Raw genomic sequence first — 18699 nt, 5'->3', positions numbered from 1 at the left:
GAGCCATGGAACAGGGTTCATCATGAGTCATCAACTTACCTTCGCCGACAGTGAATTCAGCAGTAAGCGCCGTCAGACCAGAAAAGAGATTTTCTTGTCCCGCATGGAGCAGATTCTGCCATGGCAAAACATGGTGGAAGTCATCGAGCCGTTTTACCCCAAGGCTGGTAATGGCCGGCGACCTTATCCGCTGGAAACCATGCTACGCATTCACTGCATGCAGCATTGGTACAACCTGAGCGATGGCGCGATGGAAGATGCTCTGTACGAAATCGCCTCCATGCGTCTGTTTGCCCGGTTATCCCTGGATAGCGCCTTGCCGGACCGCACCACCATCATGAATTTCCGCCACCTGCTGGAGCAGCATCAACTGGCCCGCCAATTGTTCAAGACCATCAATCGCTGGCTGGCCGAAGCAGGCGTCATGATGACTCAAGGCACCTTGGTCGATGCCACCATCATTGAGGCACCCAGCTCGACCAAGAACAAAGAGCAGCAACGCGATCCGGAGATGCATCAGACCAAGAAAGGCAATCAGTGGCACTTTGGCATGAAGGCCCACATTGGTGTCGATGCCAAGAGTGGCCTGACCCACAGCCTAGTCACCACCGCGGCCAACGAGCATGACCTCAATCAGCTGGGTAATCTGCTGCATGGAGAGGAGCAATTTGTCTCAGCCGATGCCGGCTACCAAGGGGCGCCACAGCGCGAGGAGCTGGCCGAGGTGGATGTGGACTGGCTGATCGCCGAGCGCCCCGGCAAGGTAAGAACCTTGAAACAGCATCCACGCAAGAACAAAACGGCCATCAACATCGAATACATGAAAGCCAGCATCCGGGCCAAGGTGGAGCACCCATTTCGCATCATCAAGCGACAGTTCGGCTTCGTGAAAGCCAGATACAAGGGGTTGCTGAAAAACGATAACCAACTGGCGATGTTATTCACGCTGGCCAACCTGTTTCGGGCGGACCAAATGATACGTCAGTGGGAGAGATCTCACTAAAAACTGGGGATAACACCTTAAATGGCGAAGAAACGGTCTAAATAGGCTGATTCAAGGCATTTACGGGAGAAAAAATCGGCTCAAACATGAAGAAATGAAATGACTGAGTCAGCCGAGAAGAATTTCCCCGCTTATTCGCACCTTCCTTAGCGTATCACGTAGCCAGCGCTGAAAACGTGGGCGTATTAACGACTCCACGGTGACCTGTAAAGCCAGGTTTTCTTCAGGCCAGAAGGATAAAAACGGAATCAGCCGGGTAATTTGCTGGCGGTCATACTCTTCGGACAGGCCAAATTGCAGCACCATCGGCAGATATTCCGCAGAGATGACCTCTTCGGTACCGTCAAAAATACGACACATCAGTTCACGGTGATGAACGTTGCCGTTTTTCATGACCGCGGGTTTTTGATAAATTCGTGGACCGCCGCGGCTGAGCATTTGCTCAATCAGCGTTCGCCAGCGCACGTTGCCGCGCCCTTTTTCCGGCAGCGAGTCATCGTAAACCGCCCATCCGTTGGCCCCCTGCAACACGGCGTTGCGGGTAGCGGCTTCCGCATGTTCCATCACCTGCTCTGTGGATTGTCCGCCACGCCAGGCGCAGATCCCCATGTGGACCATATCGTCCCTGTCGAGCATTTTGCTCTGCGGCAGCGCATCTACCGCCTTCAGCAGCTGGCTGGCGATGCTTTCGGATTCCTTCAGCGTGCGATGCGGCAACAGCACGGCAAAGTCGCTGCGGTGATAGCGGGCCAGCAGCGCGCCCGGGTAGCGCATAATAAAGGTGGAGAGCAGGTTGATCAGCGTAAAGAGATTTTCTTCCGCGGCCCGCTGTCCCCAGGTGTCGCGCAGGAGATCGAAATCGGGCAGGCGAATCATCATCACCACCCCGTGAGTCCCCACTTTTTCTGAATCGTCGAGCAGCGTGGCGAGCTGATTATCAAAGAAAAGACGGTTGTTAAGGCCGGTTTTATTATCCTGCGCCGCATAAGAGCGAATCAGCGTATCCATACGGCTGCGCTGGTCGCTGGCAAACTGGATTTCGGAGAGCAGGGTATCCAGCGCGCTGCTGGCGCGAGACGGCCACTCGTGAACGGAGCCACGCACCTGCGGGCCGCGCTCACCGTTCAGGATGCGTACGGATCGCATCTCCAGCAGCTCCTGACCGGAAAGCTGGCGACGCAGCCAGCGGACCGCGAGAAAGATCAGCAGGACGATAAACGCAACGGCGACGGTGAGCGGCGCGGTGGTCATCATGGAACGGAAATAGCTGGCCATCGGATCGAGGTAGACCATGTGTATGGTCATCCCTGGATTTTTAAGGGAATGCACCGTCACTTCCCGATACTGGCTTACCACGCCCGCGGGGCGATAGCTTCCCGGTCGTTCGTGGCTTAAAACACGATGCTTTCCCTGCTGAATGTCGATCTGAACGATATCAACAGGTACCATCAACTCATCTAGCTCACGGGAGAGCGCCGGTAGCGGCGTCGTCAGCAGACGCGTATCAATCACCGAGGCAACAGACTGTACCCGGTTGACCAGCTTGTCCTGAATGGCGGTGTAAAAGCTCAGGGAACAGCCCAGAAGCGTGACAAAAATGGTAAGCCCCGTCAGCAAGGTGATAAAAGCTGAGAACTTCGTCGTTAATCGCATCCTTGAGATTACTCCGTGGGTTGATGGGGTAGCGAGTAAGCGCTAACTTGCATTTCAAATGCGGCATACTACCAAATCGGGTGTATCTGGCAATTTATTGCGTTAAATCGGCACTGCGTTTCCCTGAGCGAGTATAGTCTTCAGAAATTATTTTCCAATCATCTGAGTCGTGAGGACCCCGTATGCAGGCTTTGATCTTAGAACAGCAGGACGGAAAAACGCTTGCCTCAGTGCAGGCGGTTGAAGAGAGTCGCCTGCCGGAAGGCGAAGTAACCGTCGACATCGACTGGTCCAGTTTAAATTATAAAGATGCGCTGGCTATTACCGGTAAGGGTAAAATCATCCGAAATTTCCCTATGGTGCCGGGGATTGATTTCGCTGGCCGGGTTCATACCAGCGAGGATCCGCGCTTCCATCCAGGCCAGCATGTACTGCTCACCGGCTGGGGCGTGGGTGAAAATCACTGGGGCGGGCTGGCAACGCAGGCGCGCGTGAAGGGCGACTGGCTGGTGCCTGTGCCGAAAGGCATGGATGGCCGCAAGGCAATGATCGTCGGCACGGCAGGCTTTACCGCCATGCTGTGCGTGATGGCGCTGGAAGATGCGGGTATCCGCCCTGAATCAGGGGAAATTGTCGTCACCGGTGCCAGCGGCGGCGTGGGCAGCACGGCAGTCACGCTGCTCCACAAGCTGGGCTATCAGGTCGCTGCGGTTTCCGGTCGAGAAAGTACCCATGACTATCTGCGCCAGCTCGGCGCCAGCCGTATTCTCAGCCGCGACGAATTTGCCGAAAGCCGTCCGCTGGAAAAACAGGTTTGGGCAGGGGCGGTGGATACCGTCGGTGATAAGGTGCTGGCAAAAGTCCTTGCGCAGATGAACTACGGCGGCTGCGTGGCAGCCTGCGGTCTGGCGGGCGGATTTGCCCTGCCAACCACCGTGATGCCATTTATTCTGCGTAACGTACGCCTGCAGGGTGTGGATTCCGTGATGACCCCACCGGCCCGTCGTCATGAAGCCTGGGAACGGCTGGTGCGCGATCTGCCGGAATCTTTCTATACCCAGAGCGCAACGGAGATAACCCTCAGCCAGGCGCCGGAATACGCCAGTAAGATCATGGATAACCAGTTCCACGGTCGTGCGCTGGTGAAAATCGCCTAATCTTCAAATTTTCGTGACATATTCGCGCGAATCCCTCTCCTCCGTCATGCTTAGAAAAACGCATGACGGAGGATGCCATGAAAAACCGAAAACTGACGGAAGCCGACGTAACGTCCGAGTCTGTCTTTATGTTACAGCGCCGCCAGATCCTGAAAATGCTTGGCATCAGTGCCACTGCCCTGACGCTCTCTCCTGCGTCACACGCCGACCTGCTCGACTGGTTTAAAGGCAACGATCGGCCAAAGGCCCCATCCGGCGCCCCGCTCACCTTTACGAAACCGGCCGAATGGCAAAACAAGCTGACGCTCACGCCGGAAGATAAAGTCACCGGCTACAACAACTTCTACGAATTTGGTCTCGATAAGGCCGATCCTGCCGCCAATGCGGGGAGCCTCAAAACCGATCCGTGGACGCTGAAAATTGATGGCGAAGTGGCGAAACCCCTGACGCTGGACCACCACGATCTCACCACCCGTTTCCCGCTCGAGGAGCGTATCTATCGCATGCGCTGCGTGGAGGCGTGGTCGATGGTGGTGCCCTGGATTGGCTTCCCGCTGCATAAACTGCTGGCAATGGTTGAGCCCACCAGCAACGCAAAATATGTCGCTTTCCAGACGCGCTATGCGCCGGACGAGATGCCCGGGCAGAAAGATAGGTTTATCGGCGGCGGGCTTGAGTATCCGTATGTAGAAGGGCTACGTCTTGACGAAGCTATGCACCCCCTCACCCTGCTGACCGTTGGCGTTTATGGCAAAGCGCTTCCGCCGCAGAACGGTGCCCCTATCCGTTTAACCGTACCGTGGAAATATGGTTTCAAAGGGATTAAATCTATCGTCAGCATTAAGCTTACCCGCGAACGTCCGCCAACCACCTGGAATCTGGCGGCTCCGGACGAATACGGCTTCTTCGCCAACGTGAACCCGCACGTGGATCATCCGCGCTGGTCGCAGGCAACCGAGCGGTTTATCGGTTCCGGCGGTGCGCTTGACGTGAAGCGCCAGCCGACGCTGCTGTTTAACGGCTATGCGGATGAAGTGGCCTCGCTTTACCGTGGCCTCAACTTACGGGAGAACTTCTGAGTGCGTTTAACGGCAAAACAGATTACCTGGCTGAAAGTGCTGCTGCACCTGGCCGGGCTGCTTCCTTTTATATGGCTGTTCTGGGCCGCAAGCCAGGGGCTCTTTAGCGCAGACCCGGCGAAGGATATCCAGCATTTTACCGGTCGGATGGCTCTGAAATTTTTGCTGGCCACCTTGCTCGTCTCGCCGCTGGCGCGCTACGCTAAACAGCCCTTATTGATACGCACCCGTCGCCTGTTAGGGCTATGGTGTTTTGCCTGGGCGACGCTGCACCTCACCAGCTACGCCCTGCTGGAACTGGGAATTAACAATCTGGCGCTGCTTGGCCGCGAACTGGTGACACGTCCTTATCTGACGCTGGGTATCGTGAGCTGGGTGGTTTTACTGGCGTTAGCGCTGACATCCACGCAATATGCGCAGCGAAAACTGGGCAGACGCTGGCAGCTTCTGCATAACTTCGTCTATCTTGTCGCGATCCTCGCTCCCATTCATTACCTGTGGTCGGTGAAGATCCTCTCGCCGCAGCCAATCCTTTATGCACTGGCGGCCGTGGCGCTTTTGGCATGGCGTTACAAGAAGTTCCGCCAGTGGTTGCGATAGTTCGCGAAACTGTGCGTTTTCCCGCAGATTGCCCGTCAACCGCAAATCTTTTTCGGATAGCGGTTGATAATCTTCCCTGATAAGACCAGTATTTAGCTGCTAAATGCTACGAAATCGTTATAATGTGCGACCTTGGTTCGCCTGACAGCGGTTTTAAGCCTCTGAAAAGGTGACATTTGCGTTTCGAAGGTATATTTTGTTTTTTACCCGAAAATCGCAGGAGATAGCGGCATAATGACTGATAAATTCCATATCTTAGTTTTGAACGGACCGAACCTGAACATGCTCGGCACCCGTGAGCCAGAGAAGTACGGCACGCTAACATTGAGTGAAATTGTTAACCGTCTGGGAACGGAAGCAGCGTCACTGAATGTGGATTTGGATCATTTTCAGTCGAATGCGGAGTACGCACTCATCGACCGTATTCATCAGGCTAAAGACAATGTGGACTATATCCTGATCAATCCGGCCGCGTTTACGCACACCAGTGTTGCTATCCGCGACGCACTGCTCGCGGTGAGTATCCCGTTTATCGAGATCCACCTGAGTAATGTGCACGCACGAGAGCCGTTCCGTCACCATTCGTATCTGTCGGATATCGCTGCTGGCGTTATCTGTGGACTGGGCGCAGACGGCTATTCATACGCTTTACAGACAGCGGTAAAACGCTTGTCACAATCACACTAAACAAGAGTACGGAACCCACTCATGGATATTCGTAAGATTAAAAAACTGATCGAGCTGGTTGAAGAATCAGGCATCTCCGAACTGGAAATTTCTGAAGGCGAAGAGTCTGTACGCATCAGCCGTGCAGCCCCAGCCGCTAGCTTCCCGGTAATGCAGCAGGCTTATGCTGCGCCAGTGCAGCAGCCTGCGCTCTCCGCAGCCGTTGCGCCAGCAGCTGAAGCCGCACCTGCCGCTGCAGCAGAAATCAGTGGTCACATCGTACGTTCCCCAATGGTTGGTACTTTCTACCGCACCCCGAGCCCGGACGCGAAGGCGTTCATCGAAGTGGGTCAGAAAGTCAACGTAGGCGATACCCTGTGCATCGTTGAAGCGATGAAAATGATGAACCAGATCGAAGCAGACAAATCAGGTACTGTGAAAGCGATTCTGGTCGAAAGTGGTCAGCCGGTTGAATTTGACGAGCCGCTGGTCGTCATCGAGTAACGAGGCGTACATGCTGGATAAAATTGTTATCGCCAACCGCGGCGAGATCGCACTGCGTATTCTTCGTGCCTGTAAAGAACTGGGCATCAAGACCGTCGCTGTGCACTCAAGCGCGGATCGCGATTTAAAACACGTATTGCTGGCGGATGAGACGGTCTGTATTGGCCCGGCTCCGTCCGTAAAAAGCTATCTGAACATCCCGGCTATCATCAGCGCCGCTGAAATCACCGGCGCGGTGGCAATTCATCCGGGTTACGGCTTCCTCTCTGAGAACGCCAACTTTGCTGAGCAGGTTGAACGCTCTGGCTTCATCTTCATCGGCCCGAAAGCCGACACTATCCGCCTGATGGGCGACAAAGTGTCTGCAATCACCGCGATGAAAAAAGCCGGTGTTCCAACCGTACCAGGCTCTGACGGCCCTCTGACCGACGACATGGATGCTAACCGTGCTCATGCTAAACGCATTGGCTATCCGGTTATCATCAAGGCGTCCGGCGGCGGCGGCGGTCGCGGTATGCGCGTTGTGCGTAGCGATGCTGAACTGGCGCAGTCCATCTCCATGACCAAAGCAGAAGCGAAAGCCGCTTTCAGCAATGACATGGTGTACATGGAAAAATACCTGGAAAACCCACGCCACATCGAAATTCAGGTGCTGGCTGACGGTCAGGGTAACGCGATCTATCTGGCAGAACGTGACTGCTCCATGCAGCGTCGTCACCAGAAAGTGGTCGAAGAAGCACCAGCACCGGGCATTACGCCGGAACTGCGTCGCTACATCGGCGAGCGTTGCTCCAAAGCGTGTGTCGATATCGGCTATCGCGGTGCAGGTACCTTTGAGTTCCTGTTCGAGAACGGCGAGTTCTATTTCATCGAAATGAACACCCGTATTCAGGTTGAACATCCGGTTACCGAAATGATCACCGGCGTTGACCTGATCAAAGAACAGCTGCGTATCGCTGCAGGCCAGCCGCTGTCCATCAAGCAGGAAGAAGTTGTGGTGAAAGGCCATGCGGTAGAGTGCCGTATTAACGCCGAAGACCCGAACACCTTCCTGCCAAGCCCGGGTAAAATCACGCGTTTCCACGCGCCGGGTGGCTTTGGCGTGCGCTGGGAGTCTCATATCTACGCCGGTTACACCGTACCGCCGTACTATGACTCAATGATCGGCAAGCTTATCTGCTACGGCGAAAACCGTGACGTGGCGATTGCCCGCATGAAAAACGCCCTGCAGGAACTGATCATCGACGGTATCAAAACCAACGTTGATCTGCAGATGCGTATCATGAGCGACGAGCACTTCCAGAATGGTGGAACTAACATCCACTATCTGGAGAAAAAACTCGGTCTGAACGAGAAGTAAGAGACCTGTGTTGCTAAAAGGCCGGATTATCCGGCCTTTTTTATTTCTGGGGCCTGGAAAGCCTCATCATGTACAATCCCCGCTTTCTTCATCCACAAGGGACAAAAAATGGACAAACGTTTTGTTCAGGCCCATAAAGAAGCGCGCTGGGCGCTGTGGCTGACCCTTCTCTATCTCGCAGCATGGTTAGTAACTGCTTACTTACCTGACTCCGCTATTGGCATCACCGGCCTGCCGCACTGGTTCGAAATGGCGTGTCTGCTGGTACCGCTGGTCTTCATCCTGCTGTGCTGGGCAATGGTGAAATTCATCTATCGCGATATTCCGCTGGAGGACGATGATGCAGCTTGAAGTCATTCTGCCGCTTATCGCTTACTTGTTAGTGGTGTTTGGTTTATCCGTTTACGCCATGCGTAAAAGAACGACGGGCACCTTCCTGAACGAGTATTTTCTTGGCAGCCGCTCGATGGGCGGCGTCGTGCTGGCCATGACGCTGACCGCGACCTACATCAGCGCCAGCTCGTTTATCGGCGGGCCCGGTGCAGCCTATAAATACGGGTTAGGCTGGGTTCTGCTGGCGATGATCCAGCTTCCAGCCGTCTGGCTCTCGCTGGGCATACTGGGTAAAAAATTTGCCATTCTGGCGCGCCGTTATAATGCCGTGACGCTCAACGATATGCTGTTTGCCCGCTATCAGAGCCGTTTACTGGTGTGGCTGGCCAGCTTAAGCCTGCTGGTGGCCTTTATTGGCGCAATGACGGTGCAGTTTATCGGCGGGGCACGCCTGCTGGAAACGGCGGCGGGTATCCCCTACGAGACAGGCTTGATCATCTTTGGAGTCAGCATTGCGCTGTATACCGCGTTTGGCGGATTCCGCGCCAGCGTGCTGAACGATACGATGCAGGGTTTGGTGATGCTTGTTGGCACCCTTGTTCTGCTGGTGGGCATTGTGCATGCTGCTGGTGGCCTGAGCCACGCCGTCGAAACGCTGGAAACCATCGACCCGAAACTGGTCTCTCCGCAGGGCGCGGATGACATCCTTTCGCCAACCTTTATGACCTCGTTCTGGGTGTTGGTGTGCTTTGGGGTGATCGGCCTGCCGCATACCGCCGTGCGCTGTATCTCTTACAAAGACAGCAAAGCCGTGCACAGAGGTATCATTATCGGCACTATCGTTGTCGCCATCCTGATGTTTGGTATGCACCTGGCAGGCGCGTTAGGTCGGGCAGTTATTCCTGACCTTACCGTACCCGATCTGGTTATCCCAACCCTGATGGTTAAAGTACTGCCGCCATTTGCCGCCGGGATCTTCCTCGCCGCACCGATGGCCGCCATTATGTCGACCATCAACGCTCAGCTGCTGCAAAGTTCCGCTACGATCATTAAAGATCTCTATCTGAACCTGCGTCCTGAGCAGGCAGAGAATGAACGGCGCCTGAAGCGCATGTCGGCCGTTATTACTCTGGCATTAGGGGCATTGCTGCTGTTAGCCGCGTGGCGCCCGCCAGAGATGATCATCTGGCTGAACCTGCTGGCATTCGGTGGGCTTGAAGCTGTATTCCTGTGGCCGCTGGTGTTAGGGCTCTACTGGGAGCGCGCGAATGCTGCCGGTGCGCTGAGCGCTATGATTGTCGGCGGCGTGCTTTACGCCGTACTCGCAACGTTTAAGATTCAGTACCTGGGCTTCCATCCAATTGTGCCTTCGTTACTGCTAAGTTTACTGGCGTTTGTGGTGGGGAACCGTTTCGGTCAGCCCGTCCCACAACCCGCTATGATTTCTACTGATAAATAAAGAGTTTTGCCATGCCGTGGATCCAACTAAAACTGAACACAACCGGCGCGAACGCCGAGGAACTGAGCGATGCGCTGATGGAGGCCGGTTCGGTCTCTATCACCTTCCAGGACACGCATGACACGCCGGTCTTTGAGCCGCTGCCGGGCGAAACCCGCCTGTGGGGTGATACCGACGTTATTGGCCTGTTTGATGCCGAAACCGATATGAAAGAGGTTGTCGCGATTCTGGAGAATCATCCTCTGCTGGGCGCGGGTTTTGTGCACAAAATCGAACAGCTGGAAGACAAAGACTGGGAACGCGAGTGGATGGATAACTTCCACCCGATGCAGTTCGGCAAACGTCTGTGGATCTGCCCAAGCTGGCGCGACGTTCCGGACGAGAATGCGGTCAACGTGATGCTCGACCCGGGCCTGGCGTTTGGTACCGGTACTCACCCCACCACGTCCCTGTGCCTGCAGTGGCTGGATGGTCTGGATCTGGACGGTAAGACAGTGATCGACTTCGGCTGTGGATCCGGGATCCTCGCGATTGCAGCCCTGAAGCTGGGCGCGGCAAAAGCCATCGGGATCGATATCGATCCGCAGGCTATTCAGGCCAGCCGCGATAATGCCGAGCGTAACGGCGTCTCCGATCGTCTGGAGCTGTATCTGCCGGATGCACAGCCAGAAGCCATGAAAGCCGATGTGGTGGTCGCAAACATTCTGGCGGGCCCACTGCGCGAACTGGCTCCGTTAATCAGCGTGCTGCCCGTTGAGGGCGGTCTGCTGGGTCTTTCCGGTATCCTGGCGAGCCAGGCCGACAGCGTGTGTGAAGCCTACGCCGATCTCTTTGCCCTTGACCCGGTGGTAGAAAAAGAAGAGTGGTGCCGCATCACCGGTCGTAAAAAATAAGCATTTGGCGTGGTCATCTGACCACGCCTCTCCCCCTCTGATAATCCTCTCTCCCCCGTTCATTCTTCGGTAAAATAACCCTACAAATCATGCTGATTTGTATTACAAAAATTCACCGGAAGAATATGATGACACACGTTACAGGCAAGGCAGCGCTGCTGGCGCTGAGCATGATCTCGGCTTCAGCATTCGCATCACACTGGAGCTATGAAGGGGAAGGTTCACCGCAACACTGGGGCGAGATGGACGAGGCATACAAGACCTGTCAAAGCGGAATGAACCAGTCCCCTATTAATATTGATTCGACCGCTAACGCCCATCTCTCCCCGCTACAAACCCACTACGTTGATGGCCCTGTTACGCTGACGAACAACGGCCATACCATTCAGGCAAGTGAACAGGCTAACACTCTAGATACCCTTACTCTTGATAAGCAAACCTGGACGTTACAGCAGTTCCATTTCCACGCGCCGAGCGAAAACACCGTGCATGGCAAGAGATACGCGATGGAAATGCATCTGGTCCATAAAAATGCCAGTGGGGAACTGACGGTGGTGGCGGTCATGTTTGATAAAGGAGCCGCAAACCCGGAGCTAGAAAAACTGTGGCGCGTTATGCCTCAGCAGGCCGAGCAGAACGTCTCCATCAAACAGGATCTCAACCTGAACAAACTGCTGCCAAAACATAAAACGTACTGGCGCTTTAGCGGTTCACTGACCACCCCACCATGTACAGAAGGCGTCACCTGGATTGTGCTTAAGCAGCCCCTGACGGTTTCTGCAGAACAACTTGCCAGATTCACCCAGACGATGCATCACGATAATAACCGTCCGGTACAGTCGCTGCATGGGCGCGTCGTGGTCGAATAACACACATTTTTCGCATGATGATCATGTTCTAAAATGCGACGCAGATCGCAAAGAAGTGGGGAAATCTGCTGCTAAAAACAGCAGATTATCCCGCTTCAGTAACGCATTTATTCAGAAATGATGAGAAGTTACGGGAAATTGTAAGCGTCCATAAAATAACCATTATCATATAACTTAATGATTTAAATAATGAATAATTTTGAACGGAAAGATTGGGCGGCGATTCCTTGATCTACAACAGTGGATTGTTCAAAGTTTGGCCTTTCATCTCGTGCAAAAAATGCGTAATATACGCCGCCTTGCAGTCACAGTATGGTCATTTCTTAACTCATGCGCATCGGACACCACCAGCTTAGAAATCGCCTGATCGCAGCCCCAATGGCAGGTATTACAGACCGGCCGTTCAGGACGCTGTGCTATGAGATGGGAGCCGGTTTAACCGTATCCGAGATGATGTCGTCTAACCCGCAGGTTTGGGAAAGCGATAAATCCCGCCTTCGGATGGTGCACGTTGATGAACCAGGTATTCGCACCGTGCAAATTGCCGGAAGCGTGCCTGAAGAGATGGCAGATGCCGCGCGGATTAACGTGGAAAGTGGTGCCCAGATTATTGATATCAATATGGGGTGCCCGGCCAAAAAGGTGAATCGCAAGCTTGCAGGTTCAGCCCTTCTGCAATACCCCGACCAGGTGAAAGCTATCCTGACGGCGGTTGTCAGCGCGGTGGACGTTCCTGTTACGTTGAAGATTCGCACGGGTTGGTCGCCGGAACACCGTAACTGTGTAGAGATTGCCCAACTGGCCGAAGACTGTGGCATTCAGGCCCTGACCATCCATGGACGCACTCGCGCCTGTTTGTTCAACGGTGAAGCTGAATACGACAGCATTCGGGCAGTTAAGCAGAAAGTTTCCATTCCGATTATCGCGAATGGCGACATAACTGACCCGCTTAAAGCCAGGGCTGTACTCGACTATACGGGAGCTGATGCTCTGATGATAGGACGTGCAGCTCAGGGAAGACCCTGGATCTTCCGGGAAATCCAGCATTATCTGGACACTGGGGAGCTGCTTGCCCCGCTGCCTCTGGCAGAGGTTAAGCGCTTGCTTTGTTCGCATGTTCGGGAACTGCATGACCACTACGGTCAGGCAAAAGGGTACCGAATTGCGCGTAAACACGTCTCCTGGTATCTCCAGGAGCACGCTCCAGATGACCAGTTTCGGCGCACATTCAACGCCATAGAGGATGCCAGCGTACAGCTGGAGGCGTTGGAGGCATACTTCGAAAATCTTGCGTAATGAAATAAAGAGCTGACAGAACTATGTTCGAACAACGCGTAAATTCTGACGTACTGACCGTTTCTACCGTTAACTCTCAGGACCAGGTAACTCAAAAGCCCCTGCGTGACTCGGTTAAACAGGCACTGAAGAACTATTTTGCTCAACTGAACGGTCAGGATGTTAATGACCTGTATGAGCTGGTACTGGCTGAAGTTGAACAGCCACTGTTGGACATGGTGATGCAATACACCCGCGGTAACCAAACCCGCGCTGCGCTGATGATGGGTATCAACCGTGGTACTCTGCGTAAGAAACTGAAAAAATACGGCATGAACTGATACTAATCAGTTAAATGCTTGTTTAAAAAGGCGCTCTTCGGCATGGGGAAGCGCCTTTTTTATTATTTGCGCTTCTCCGTCAACGCATTGTAAACCTTCGCCTCTCCAGCTTTTCAACCACGGTTTTTCGTGTATATTTCCCCCACCTTACTGGCGATCTTCCCGCGGAATGACACAATGATTCGTAAATACTGGTGGCTGGTTGTCTTTGCAATCTCCGTTCTCATTTTCGATACACTCCTGATGCAGTGGATTGAACTAATGAGCACCGAAACCGATAAGTGTCGCAATATGAACTCCGTTAATCCGCTGAAACTCGTAAACTGCTCAGAGCTCGACTAACCGCCCAATTGCGCAAATCACCCCGTTATTACCCACTAAAAACGGGGATTTAAATCCCTTTGAGCCATTACCTGACGGTGATAATGTCTCGCCCTTCTCAACCGCTCTAGCGTAACCCCACACTCGAGTAGAACCGTCCATGCTGGTCAGCCAATACAACCATATCCTTGTCGTCCTCTCCTTTGTTGTTGCCATTCTTGCTGCGTATACCGCGCTGAACATGGCTGCACGCGTCGCCGGGAGTGAGGGCGTCGCTGCCCGCGTCTGGCTGGCTGGCGGCGGTATTGCTATGGGCATCGGCGTGTGGGCCATGCATTTTATCGGCATGCTGGCGATGGACCTCTCCATGAGCATGAGCTACAACGCCACCCTGACGGTGCTATCCATGGTCATCGCCATAGGTTCGTCGCTGTTTGCGCTATGGCTCGTGAGCTGCGAGCAACTACGCCTGCGCCGACTGCTGCCCGGCGCGCTGGTGATGGGAAGCGGTATTGTTGCTATGCATTACACCGGCATGGCGGCGCTGGAAGTGATGCCCGGGATTATCTGGGACAAGATGTGGGTGGCCATTTCGGTCGTGATTGCGCTTGCCGCTTCGCTCGCGGCATTATGGCTCACCTTCCGCCTGCGTCGCGAAGCCGCGCAGGTCGTGCTGATGCGTATGGGTGCCGCCATCACGATGGGAATTGCGATTGCCGGCATGCACTATGCCGGGATGAAAGCGGCTCAGTTTCCGATGTCCACAATGGTTCACCATGAGGGTATCAACGGGAGCTGGCTGGCGGTGCTGGTCAGCGTCGTCGCGCTCTCAATTCTTGGGATCACCCTGCTGGTCTCGATGCTGGATGCCCGCCTTCAGACACGTACCGCCCTTCTGGCCTCGTCGCTGGCAGAAGCTAACCGGGAACTCGCTCAGCTGGCGCTACACGATACCCTGACGCGCCTGCCCAACCGTATCCTGCTGGAAGACAGACTCGATCAGGCCATCAGCAAAGCCGATCGTGAAGGGAACCACTTTGCCCTGATGTTCATGGATCTTGACGGCTTTAAAGCCATCAATGATGCCTACGGACATGATGTCGGTGACAGGCTGCTGGTCGCCGTTACGCAGCGTCTGCTGCTTCTCCTGAAAGGCCAGTTCACCCTTGCACGTATCGGCGGTGATGAATTTGTTCTGCTGGCAGAGGGAGAAGGTCCGGACGACGCGGCATCGCTGGCAAATTCGCTGGTGCGCGCTATCGATAGCCCGTTCAATCTCAGCCCCTATGAACTGGTAGTGACCCTCAGCATTGGTATCGCGCTCTACCCTCACGACGGCAAAACCGAGCGTGAGCTGATGTTTAACGCCGACGCGGCGATGTATCACACGAAGCATATGGGCCGTAACGGTTACCACTTTTTCCAGCCCTCCATGAACACCCTGGCGCAGACTCATCTCCAGTTAATGAACGATCTGTGGATGGCGGTCGATCGCAATGAGCTGCGCCTGCTGTACCAGCCAAAATTTCACGCCCCGGCGGGCCCGGTCCTCGGATTCGAGGCGTTATTGCGCTGGCAGCATCCTAAGCAGGGGCTACTGACCCCCGACCTTTTCCTGCCGCTGGCGGAAAAAACGGGGCTAATCGTCCCCATTGGCAACTGGGTGATTAATGAAGCCTGTCGCCAGCTGCGGGAATGGCATCTCCAGGGGCATCAAAGCTGGTCAATGGCGGTAAATCTGTCGACACTGCAGTTTGAACAACCTTCGCTGGTTAAAACGGTTCTCGACTGCCTGGCACTTCACCAGGTGCCACCGGAAATGTTGATCCTCGAAGTGACGGAAACCACGGCGATGAGCAACCCGGATGAGAGCGTACGCGTGCTGACAGAGCTGACGGATGCAGGCGTGAAGGCCTCCATTGATGATTTTGGCACCGGATATTCGAGCCTGCTGTATCTCAAGCGCTTACCGGCCTGCGAATTGAAAATCGACAGGCCGTTTGTAAAAGAGCTCAGCGGCGAGAGCGAGGATGCCACTATTGTCTCAGCAATTGTGGCTCTCGCTAAAACACTTAACCTGAAAGTCGTGGCTGAAGGTGTGGAAACCGAAGCGCAGCAAGCCTTTTTAACCGAGCTTGGCTGTAACACCCTTCAGGGTTATCTGTTAGGTAAACCCGTCAGCGCGCAGACCATAGAAGCACTTTGTGCCCGAGGGGAAATGTTACCTGGCGCTGAGCAGTAAGCACCCTCATCTGGCGACACGCGAATAACCGGGAGTGTCGCCAGTATGCTATCGACCAGAGCGGGAGCCTGCTGATAAAGATTAAAACTATCGTTATTCATTAACCAGTTTTTAATTATTCCGCTAAAAAAACCGTGGAATACAATCAAGGTGAGATCAACATTCACCTGTGGCGAAATGATGTTCCGCGAAATACAGGTCTCCAGCGCGGCACGTAGCGTGTCATCGTTAAATCCGATACGCTTTCTGATTTCACGCTCAGAAATCATATCACTGCTAAATTCACACTTATGATACAGAATTTGTAAAAGCGCACATTGCCGGGGTTCATGGGCAATATACTGCAACGCGGTAATAAATTGCTCACGAAGTTTTAACAATGGATCGTCACTATCGGAAAGCGAAAGCCTGTCGTGAATAATGTCGCGAAGCGGTAATTGGTGTTCCCAGATGGCATTAAATATTTCAGATTTACTGGTGAAGTGCCAGTAGATCGCGCCGCGAGTCAACTTAGCGGCATCAGCGATATCCGTCAGCGTCGTGGGTGATGCTGCCAACTTACTGATTTAGTGTATGATGGTGTTTTTGAGGTGCTCCAGTGGCTTCTGTTTCTATCAGCTGTCCCTCCTGTTCAGCTACTGACGGGGTGGTGCGTAACGGTAAAAGTACTGCCGGACATCAGCGCTATCTCTGCTCTCACTGCCGTAAAACATGGCAGTTACAGTTCACATACACCGCCTCTCAACCCGGTACGCACCAGAAAATCATTGATATGGCCATGAATGGCGTTGGATGCCGGGCAACCGCCCGCATTATGGGCGTTGGCCTCAACACGATTTTACGTCACTTAAAAAACTCAGGCCGCAGTCGGTAACCTCGCGCATACAGCCGGGCAGTGACGTCATCGTCTGCGCGGAAATGGACGAACAGTGGGGCTACGTCGGGGCTAAATCGCGCCAGCGCTGGCTGTTTTACGCGTATGACAGGCTCCGGAAGACGGTTGTTGCGCACGTATTCGGTGAACGCACTATGGCGACGCTGGGGCGTCTTATGAGCCTGCTGTCACCCTTTGACGTGGTGATATGGATGACGGATGGCTGGCCGCTGTATGAATCCCGCCTGAAGGGAAAGCTGCACGTAATCAGCAAGCGATATACGCAGCGAATTGAGCGGCATAACCTGAATCTGAGGCAGCACCTGGCACGGCTGGGACGGAAGTCGCTGTCGTTCTCAAAATCGGTGGAGCTGCATGATAAAGTCATCGGGCATTATCTGAACATAAAACACTATCAATAATTTGGAGTCATTACCAGCGTCGTGCTGGCTACGCCACGCGTGGCAAACTGTCCGATAGCCGCCTCAATCAGCTGCTGCCGGGTTTGTTGAGCCTCTTCTTTCTTTTTACGCGCCATAGGCAACTACTCGTTACTCACAAGGTTTAAAGGTCATATTACGTTCATGCAAATGTAAGTATTCACTAAAATCCGTTTTAATTTTGCACAAAAAAAGTCACCCCTCTTGATTTATAATTAATACAAATACATCCAATCAATTAAATTGACGAAATGAATAATTATAAAATATTAAACTCATTTACCTGATTAACATGCCTGAACTATATCCCAGAATGAAGCTGGTCTGATTCTGTTTTTCTTCCACAAGCATGGTCATTCGCACTTATAAATTAAAAAACATTAAATACCCTCATTATTATACGCAGCTACATTTTATTTTTATCCCTCTGCCCCTGCTACCGATTTGCGGCATATATCGGTTAATGGGTATTTAAAGGAACAGTAATGACGAATCATTTCAGACGCTTGCCCTTATCCGGTTTCATTGTCTGTACGGTACTGCTCACTGGATGCGATGGTCAGGAAAATCAACAACAACACCTGCAGGCGCCTCAGGTCAGCGTGCATATTGTGAAAAGCGCGCCTCTGGCTGTCACCACTGAACTCCCGGGCAGAACAGATGCATTTCGCGTTGCGGAGGTTCGTCCTCAGGTTAGCGGCATTATCCTTAGCCGTAACTTCGCGGAGGGTAGCGATGTAAAAGCGGGCGAGTCACTCTACCAGATTGATCCTGCGACCTATCAGGCAGCCTATGACAGCGCGAAAGGCGAACTGGCGAAGGCTCAGGCGGCGGCCAATATTGCACACCTGACGGTGAAACGTTATCTCCCGCTGGTAGGCACCCAGTATGTCAGTAAGCAGGAGTATGACCAAGCCGTGGCGACGGCTCAGCAGGCAGATGCCAGCGTGGTTGCCGCAAAAGCGGGCGTTGAAAGCGCACGTATTAACCTTGCCTACACCAAAGTGACCTCTCCGGTTGAGGGTCGTATCGGGAAATCCAGCGTGACCGAAGGGGCGCTGGTGACGGACGGGCAAGCCGCAGCGCTGGCAACGGTCCAGCAGCTCGATCCGATTTATGTCGATGTCACCCAGTCCAGCAATGATTTTATGCGCCTGAAACAGACGAGCCTGCAAAAAGGCGATACCGCCAGCAGCGTTGAACTGCTGATGGAGAACGGGCAGCCCTATCCGCTGAAAGGCACATTGCAGTTCTCTGACGTCACGGTCGATGAAAGTACCGGCTCGATTACCCTGCGCGCCATTTTCCCGAACCCTCAGCATCTGTTGTTACCCGGCATGTTTGTTCGCGCCCGCATTGATGAAGGCACCCAGCCGGATGCGATTCTGGTACCACAGCAAGGCGTGACCCGCACACCGCGAGGCGATGCAACCGTCCTGGTGGTGAACGATAAAAACCAGGTTGAGCCGCGAACCGTCGTGGCTCCTCAGGCAATTGGCGATCGCTGGCTGGTGACGGAAGGGCTGAAAAACGGTGATCGCGTGATTGTCAGCGGGCTACAGAAAGTCAGACCGGGGGTAACCGTCGTCGCCACGCCGGATACCACCACAACGCCAGCCGGTTAAGGGAC

General features: G+C 53.9%; 18 protein-coding genes and 2 pseudogenes. 17 read left to right on the top strand and 3 right to left on the bottom strand.

Annotated elements, in window-relative coordinates; translation table 11 throughout:
- Window positions 1-22 precede the first annotated feature (22 nt).
- Window positions 23-1003 carry an IS5-like element IS5 family transposase gene (locus tag ACJ69_RS19370; protein WP_000019402.1) on the top strand — a complete coding sequence of 327 codons (981 nt, stop codon included), beginning with the start codon at window positions 23-25 and terminating at the stop codon, window positions 1001-1003.
- A gap of 147 nt (window positions 1004-1150) precedes the next feature.
- On the opposite strand, the pseudogene csrD reads toward ACJ69_RS19370, so the two are convergent.
- Window positions 1151-2656: pseudogene (csrD, locus tag ACJ69_RS19365) on the bottom strand (RNase E specificity factor CsrD); the annotation flags it as partial.
- Between the two features lie 182 nt (window positions 2657-2838).
- Here csrD and acuI point away from each other — a divergent pair.
- The 14 genes from acuI to ACJ69_RS19295 all read left to right on the top strand — a co-directional run bounded on the left by acuI (window position 2839) and on the right by ACJ69_RS19295 (window position 15755).
- Entirely contained in the window at window positions 2839-3813 is a 975-nt protein-coding gene (acuI, locus tag ACJ69_RS19360) for an acrylyl-CoA reductase (NADPH) (RefSeq protein WP_059347552.1), read from the top strand.
- A 77-nt stretch (window positions 3814-3890) separates the two neighbouring features.
- Window positions 3891-4892: a protein-methionine-sulfoxide reductase catalytic subunit MsrP gene (msrP, locus tag ACJ69_RS19355; RefSeq protein ID WP_059347551.1), complete on the top strand. Its 1002-nt coding sequence runs from the start codon at window positions 3891-3893 to the stop codon at window positions 4890-4892.
- Window positions 4893-5492 carry a protein-methionine-sulfoxide reductase heme-binding subunit MsrQ gene (gene msrQ, locus ACJ69_RS19350; RefSeq protein WP_032659655.1) on the top strand — a complete coding sequence of 200 codons (600 nt, stop codon included), beginning with the start codon at window positions 4893-4895 and terminating at the stop codon, window positions 5490-5492. It abuts the gene before it with no gap.
- 234 nt (window positions 5493-5726) lie between these two features.
- Entirely contained in the window at window positions 5727-6179 is a 453-nt protein-coding gene (aroQ, locus tag ACJ69_RS19345) for a type II 3-dehydroquinate dehydratase (protein WP_023309405.1), read from the top strand.
- 21 nt (window positions 6180-6200) lie between these two features.
- Window positions 6201-6662, top strand: a complete 462-nt coding sequence (gene accB, locus ACJ69_RS19340) for an acetyl-CoA carboxylase biotin carboxyl carrier protein (protein ID WP_010436174.1) — start codon at window positions 6201-6203, stop codon at window positions 6660-6662.
- Between the two features lie 10 nt (window positions 6663-6672).
- Window positions 6673-8022: an acetyl-CoA carboxylase biotin carboxylase subunit gene (gene accC, locus ACJ69_RS19335; RefSeq protein ID WP_023333644.1), complete on the top strand. Its 1350-nt coding sequence runs from the start codon at window positions 6673-6675 to the stop codon at window positions 8020-8022.
- 108 nt (window positions 8023-8130) lie between these two features.
- Window positions 8131-8373: a YhdT family protein gene (locus tag ACJ69_RS19330; RefSeq protein ID WP_006178860.1), complete on the top strand. Its 243-nt coding sequence runs from the start codon at window positions 8131-8133 to the stop codon at window positions 8371-8373.
- Entirely contained in the window at window positions 8363-9814 is a 1452-nt protein-coding gene (panF, locus tag ACJ69_RS19325; protein WP_029741741.1) for a sodium/pantothenate symporter, read from the top strand. Before ACJ69_RS19330 ends, panF begins: the two co-directional genes overlap by 11 nt.
- Before the next feature lie 11 nt (window positions 9815-9825).
- Window positions 9826-10707: a 50S ribosomal protein L11 methyltransferase gene (gene prmA, locus ACJ69_RS19320; RefSeq protein WP_029741742.1), complete on the top strand. Its 882-nt coding sequence runs from the start codon at window positions 9826-9828 to the stop codon at window positions 10705-10707.
- A gap of 128 nt (window positions 10708-10835) precedes the next feature.
- Window positions 10836-11576, top strand: coding sequence for a carbonic anhydrase (locus ACJ69_RS19315; RefSeq protein WP_054830261.1), 741 nt, complete (start codon window positions 10836-10838; stop codon window positions 11574-11576).
- A 330-nt stretch (window positions 11577-11906) separates the two neighbouring features.
- Window positions 11907-12872, top strand: a complete 966-nt coding sequence (gene dusB, locus ACJ69_RS19310; RefSeq protein ID WP_023309409.1) for a tRNA dihydrouridine synthase DusB — start codon at window positions 11907-11909, stop codon at window positions 12870-12872.
- A 23-nt stretch (window positions 12873-12895) separates the two neighbouring features.
- Window positions 12896-13192 (top strand): DNA-binding transcriptional regulator Fis, encoded by a 297-nt coding sequence (gene fis, locus ACJ69_RS19305; RefSeq protein ID WP_000462905.1) that lies wholly within the window; start codon window positions 12896-12898, stop codon window positions 13190-13192.
- 177 nt (window positions 13193-13369) lie between these two features.
- Window positions 13370-13534 carry a DUF2556 family protein gene (locus tag ACJ69_RS19300; RefSeq protein WP_023309432.1) on the top strand — a complete coding sequence of 55 codons (165 nt, stop codon included), beginning with the start codon at window positions 13370-13372 and terminating at the stop codon, window positions 13532-13534.
- 139 nt (window positions 13535-13673) lie between these two features.
- Window positions 13674-15755 (top strand): putative bifunctional diguanylate cyclase/phosphodiesterase, encoded by a 2082-nt coding sequence (locus ACJ69_RS19295; RefSeq protein WP_059347549.1) that lies wholly within the window; start codon window positions 13674-13676, stop codon window positions 15753-15755.
- On the opposite strand, the gene envR is transcribed toward ACJ69_RS19295, so the two are convergent.
- Window positions 15671-16312, bottom strand: a complete 642-nt coding sequence (envR, locus tag ACJ69_RS24540; RefSeq protein ID WP_232248616.1) for an acrEF/envCD operon transcriptional regulator — start codon at window positions 16310-16312, stop codon at window positions 15671-15673. The two genes, ACJ69_RS19295 and envR, sit on opposite strands and share 85 nt — an antisense overlap.
- A gap of 41 nt (window positions 16313-16353) precedes the next feature.
- Here envR and ACJ69_RS19290 point away from each other — a divergent pair.
- Window positions 16354-17051, top strand: a protein-coding gene (locus ACJ69_RS19290; RefSeq protein ID WP_103215986.1) for an IS1-like element IS1A family transposase whose coding sequence is annotated in 2 segments (ribosomal slippage) — window positions 16354-16603 and window positions 16603-17051 — 699 coding nt in all. Because the reading frame shifts where the segments join, the coding sequence is not laid out codon by codon here.
- A 14-nt stretch (window positions 17052-17065) separates the two neighbouring features.
- Here the strand turns inward: ACJ69_RS19290 and ACJ69_RS25355 are convergent.
- A pseudogene (locus ACJ69_RS25355) lies at window positions 17066-17167 on the bottom strand (acrEF/envCD operon transcriptional regulator); the annotation flags it as partial.
- A 387-nt stretch (window positions 17168-17554) separates the two neighbouring features.
- Here ACJ69_RS25355 and ACJ69_RS19285 point away from each other — a divergent pair.
- On the top strand, window positions 17555-18694 hold the full coding sequence (locus tag ACJ69_RS19285; protein ID WP_059347547.1) for an efflux RND transporter periplasmic adaptor subunit: 1140 nt from the start codon (window positions 17555-17557) through the stop codon (window positions 18692-18694).
- Window positions 18695-18699 lie beyond the last annotated feature (5 nt).

Source organism: Enterobacter asburiae (genome assembly GCF_001521715.1).
Taxonomy (GTDB): Bacteria; Pseudomonadota; Gammaproteobacteria; order Enterobacterales; family Enterobacteriaceae; genus Enterobacter; species Enterobacter asburiae.
This window is presented reverse-complemented; position numbering and strand designations above follow the sequence as displayed.

Excerpts from the sequence above, each read along its gene's own strand:
- ACJ69_RS19370 (WP_000019402.1), top strand. The coding sequence starts at position 23 with ATGAGTCATCAACTTACCTTCGCCGACAGTGAATTCAGCAGTAAGCGC.
- acuI (WP_059347552.1), top strand. The coding sequence starts at position 2,839 with ATGCAGGCTTTGATCTTAGAACAGCAGGACGGAAAAACGCTTGCCTCA.
- msrP (WP_059347551.1), top strand. The coding sequence starts at position 3,891 with ATGAAAAACCGAAAACTGACGGAAGCCGACGTAACGTCCGAGTCTGTC.
- aroQ (WP_023309405.1), top strand. The coding sequence starts at position 5,727 with ATGACTGATAAATTCCATATCTTAGTTTTGAACGGACCGAACCTGAAC.
- accB (WP_010436174.1), top strand. The coding sequence starts at position 6,201 with ATGGATATTCGTAAGATTAAAAAACTGATCGAGCTGGTTGAAGAATCA.
- accC (WP_023333644.1), top strand. The coding sequence starts at position 6,673 with ATGCTGGATAAAATTGTTATCGCCAACCGCGGCGAGATCGCACTGCGT.
- ACJ69_RS19330 (WP_006178860.1), top strand. The coding sequence starts at position 8,131 with ATGGACAAACGTTTTGTTCAGGCCCATAAAGAAGCGCGCTGGGCGCTG.
- panF (WP_029741741.1), top strand. The coding sequence starts at position 8,363 with ATGCAGCTTGAAGTCATTCTGCCGCTTATCGCTTACTTGTTAGTGGTG.
- prmA (WP_029741742.1), top strand. The coding sequence starts at position 9,826 with ATGCCGTGGATCCAACTAAAACTGAACACAACCGGCGCGAACGCCGAG.
- ACJ69_RS19315 (WP_054830261.1), top strand. The coding sequence starts at position 10,836 with ATGACACACGTTACAGGCAAGGCAGCGCTGCTGGCGCTGAGCATGATC.
- dusB (WP_023309409.1), top strand. The coding sequence starts at position 11,907 with ATGCGCATCGGACACCACCAGCTTAGAAATCGCCTGATCGCAGCCCCA.
- fis (WP_000462905.1), top strand. The coding sequence starts at position 12,896 with ATGTTCGAACAACGCGTAAATTCTGACGTACTGACCGTTTCTACCGTT.
- ACJ69_RS19300 (WP_023309432.1), top strand. The coding sequence starts at position 13,370 with ATGATTCGTAAATACTGGTGGCTGGTTGTCTTTGCAATCTCCGTTCTC.
- ACJ69_RS19295 (WP_059347549.1), top strand. The coding sequence starts at position 13,674 with ATGCTGGTCAGCCAATACAACCATATCCTTGTCGTCCTCTCCTTTGTT.
- ACJ69_RS19285 (WP_059347547.1), top strand. The coding sequence starts at position 17,555 with ATGACGAATCATTTCAGACGCTTGCCCTTATCCGGTTTCATTGTCTGT.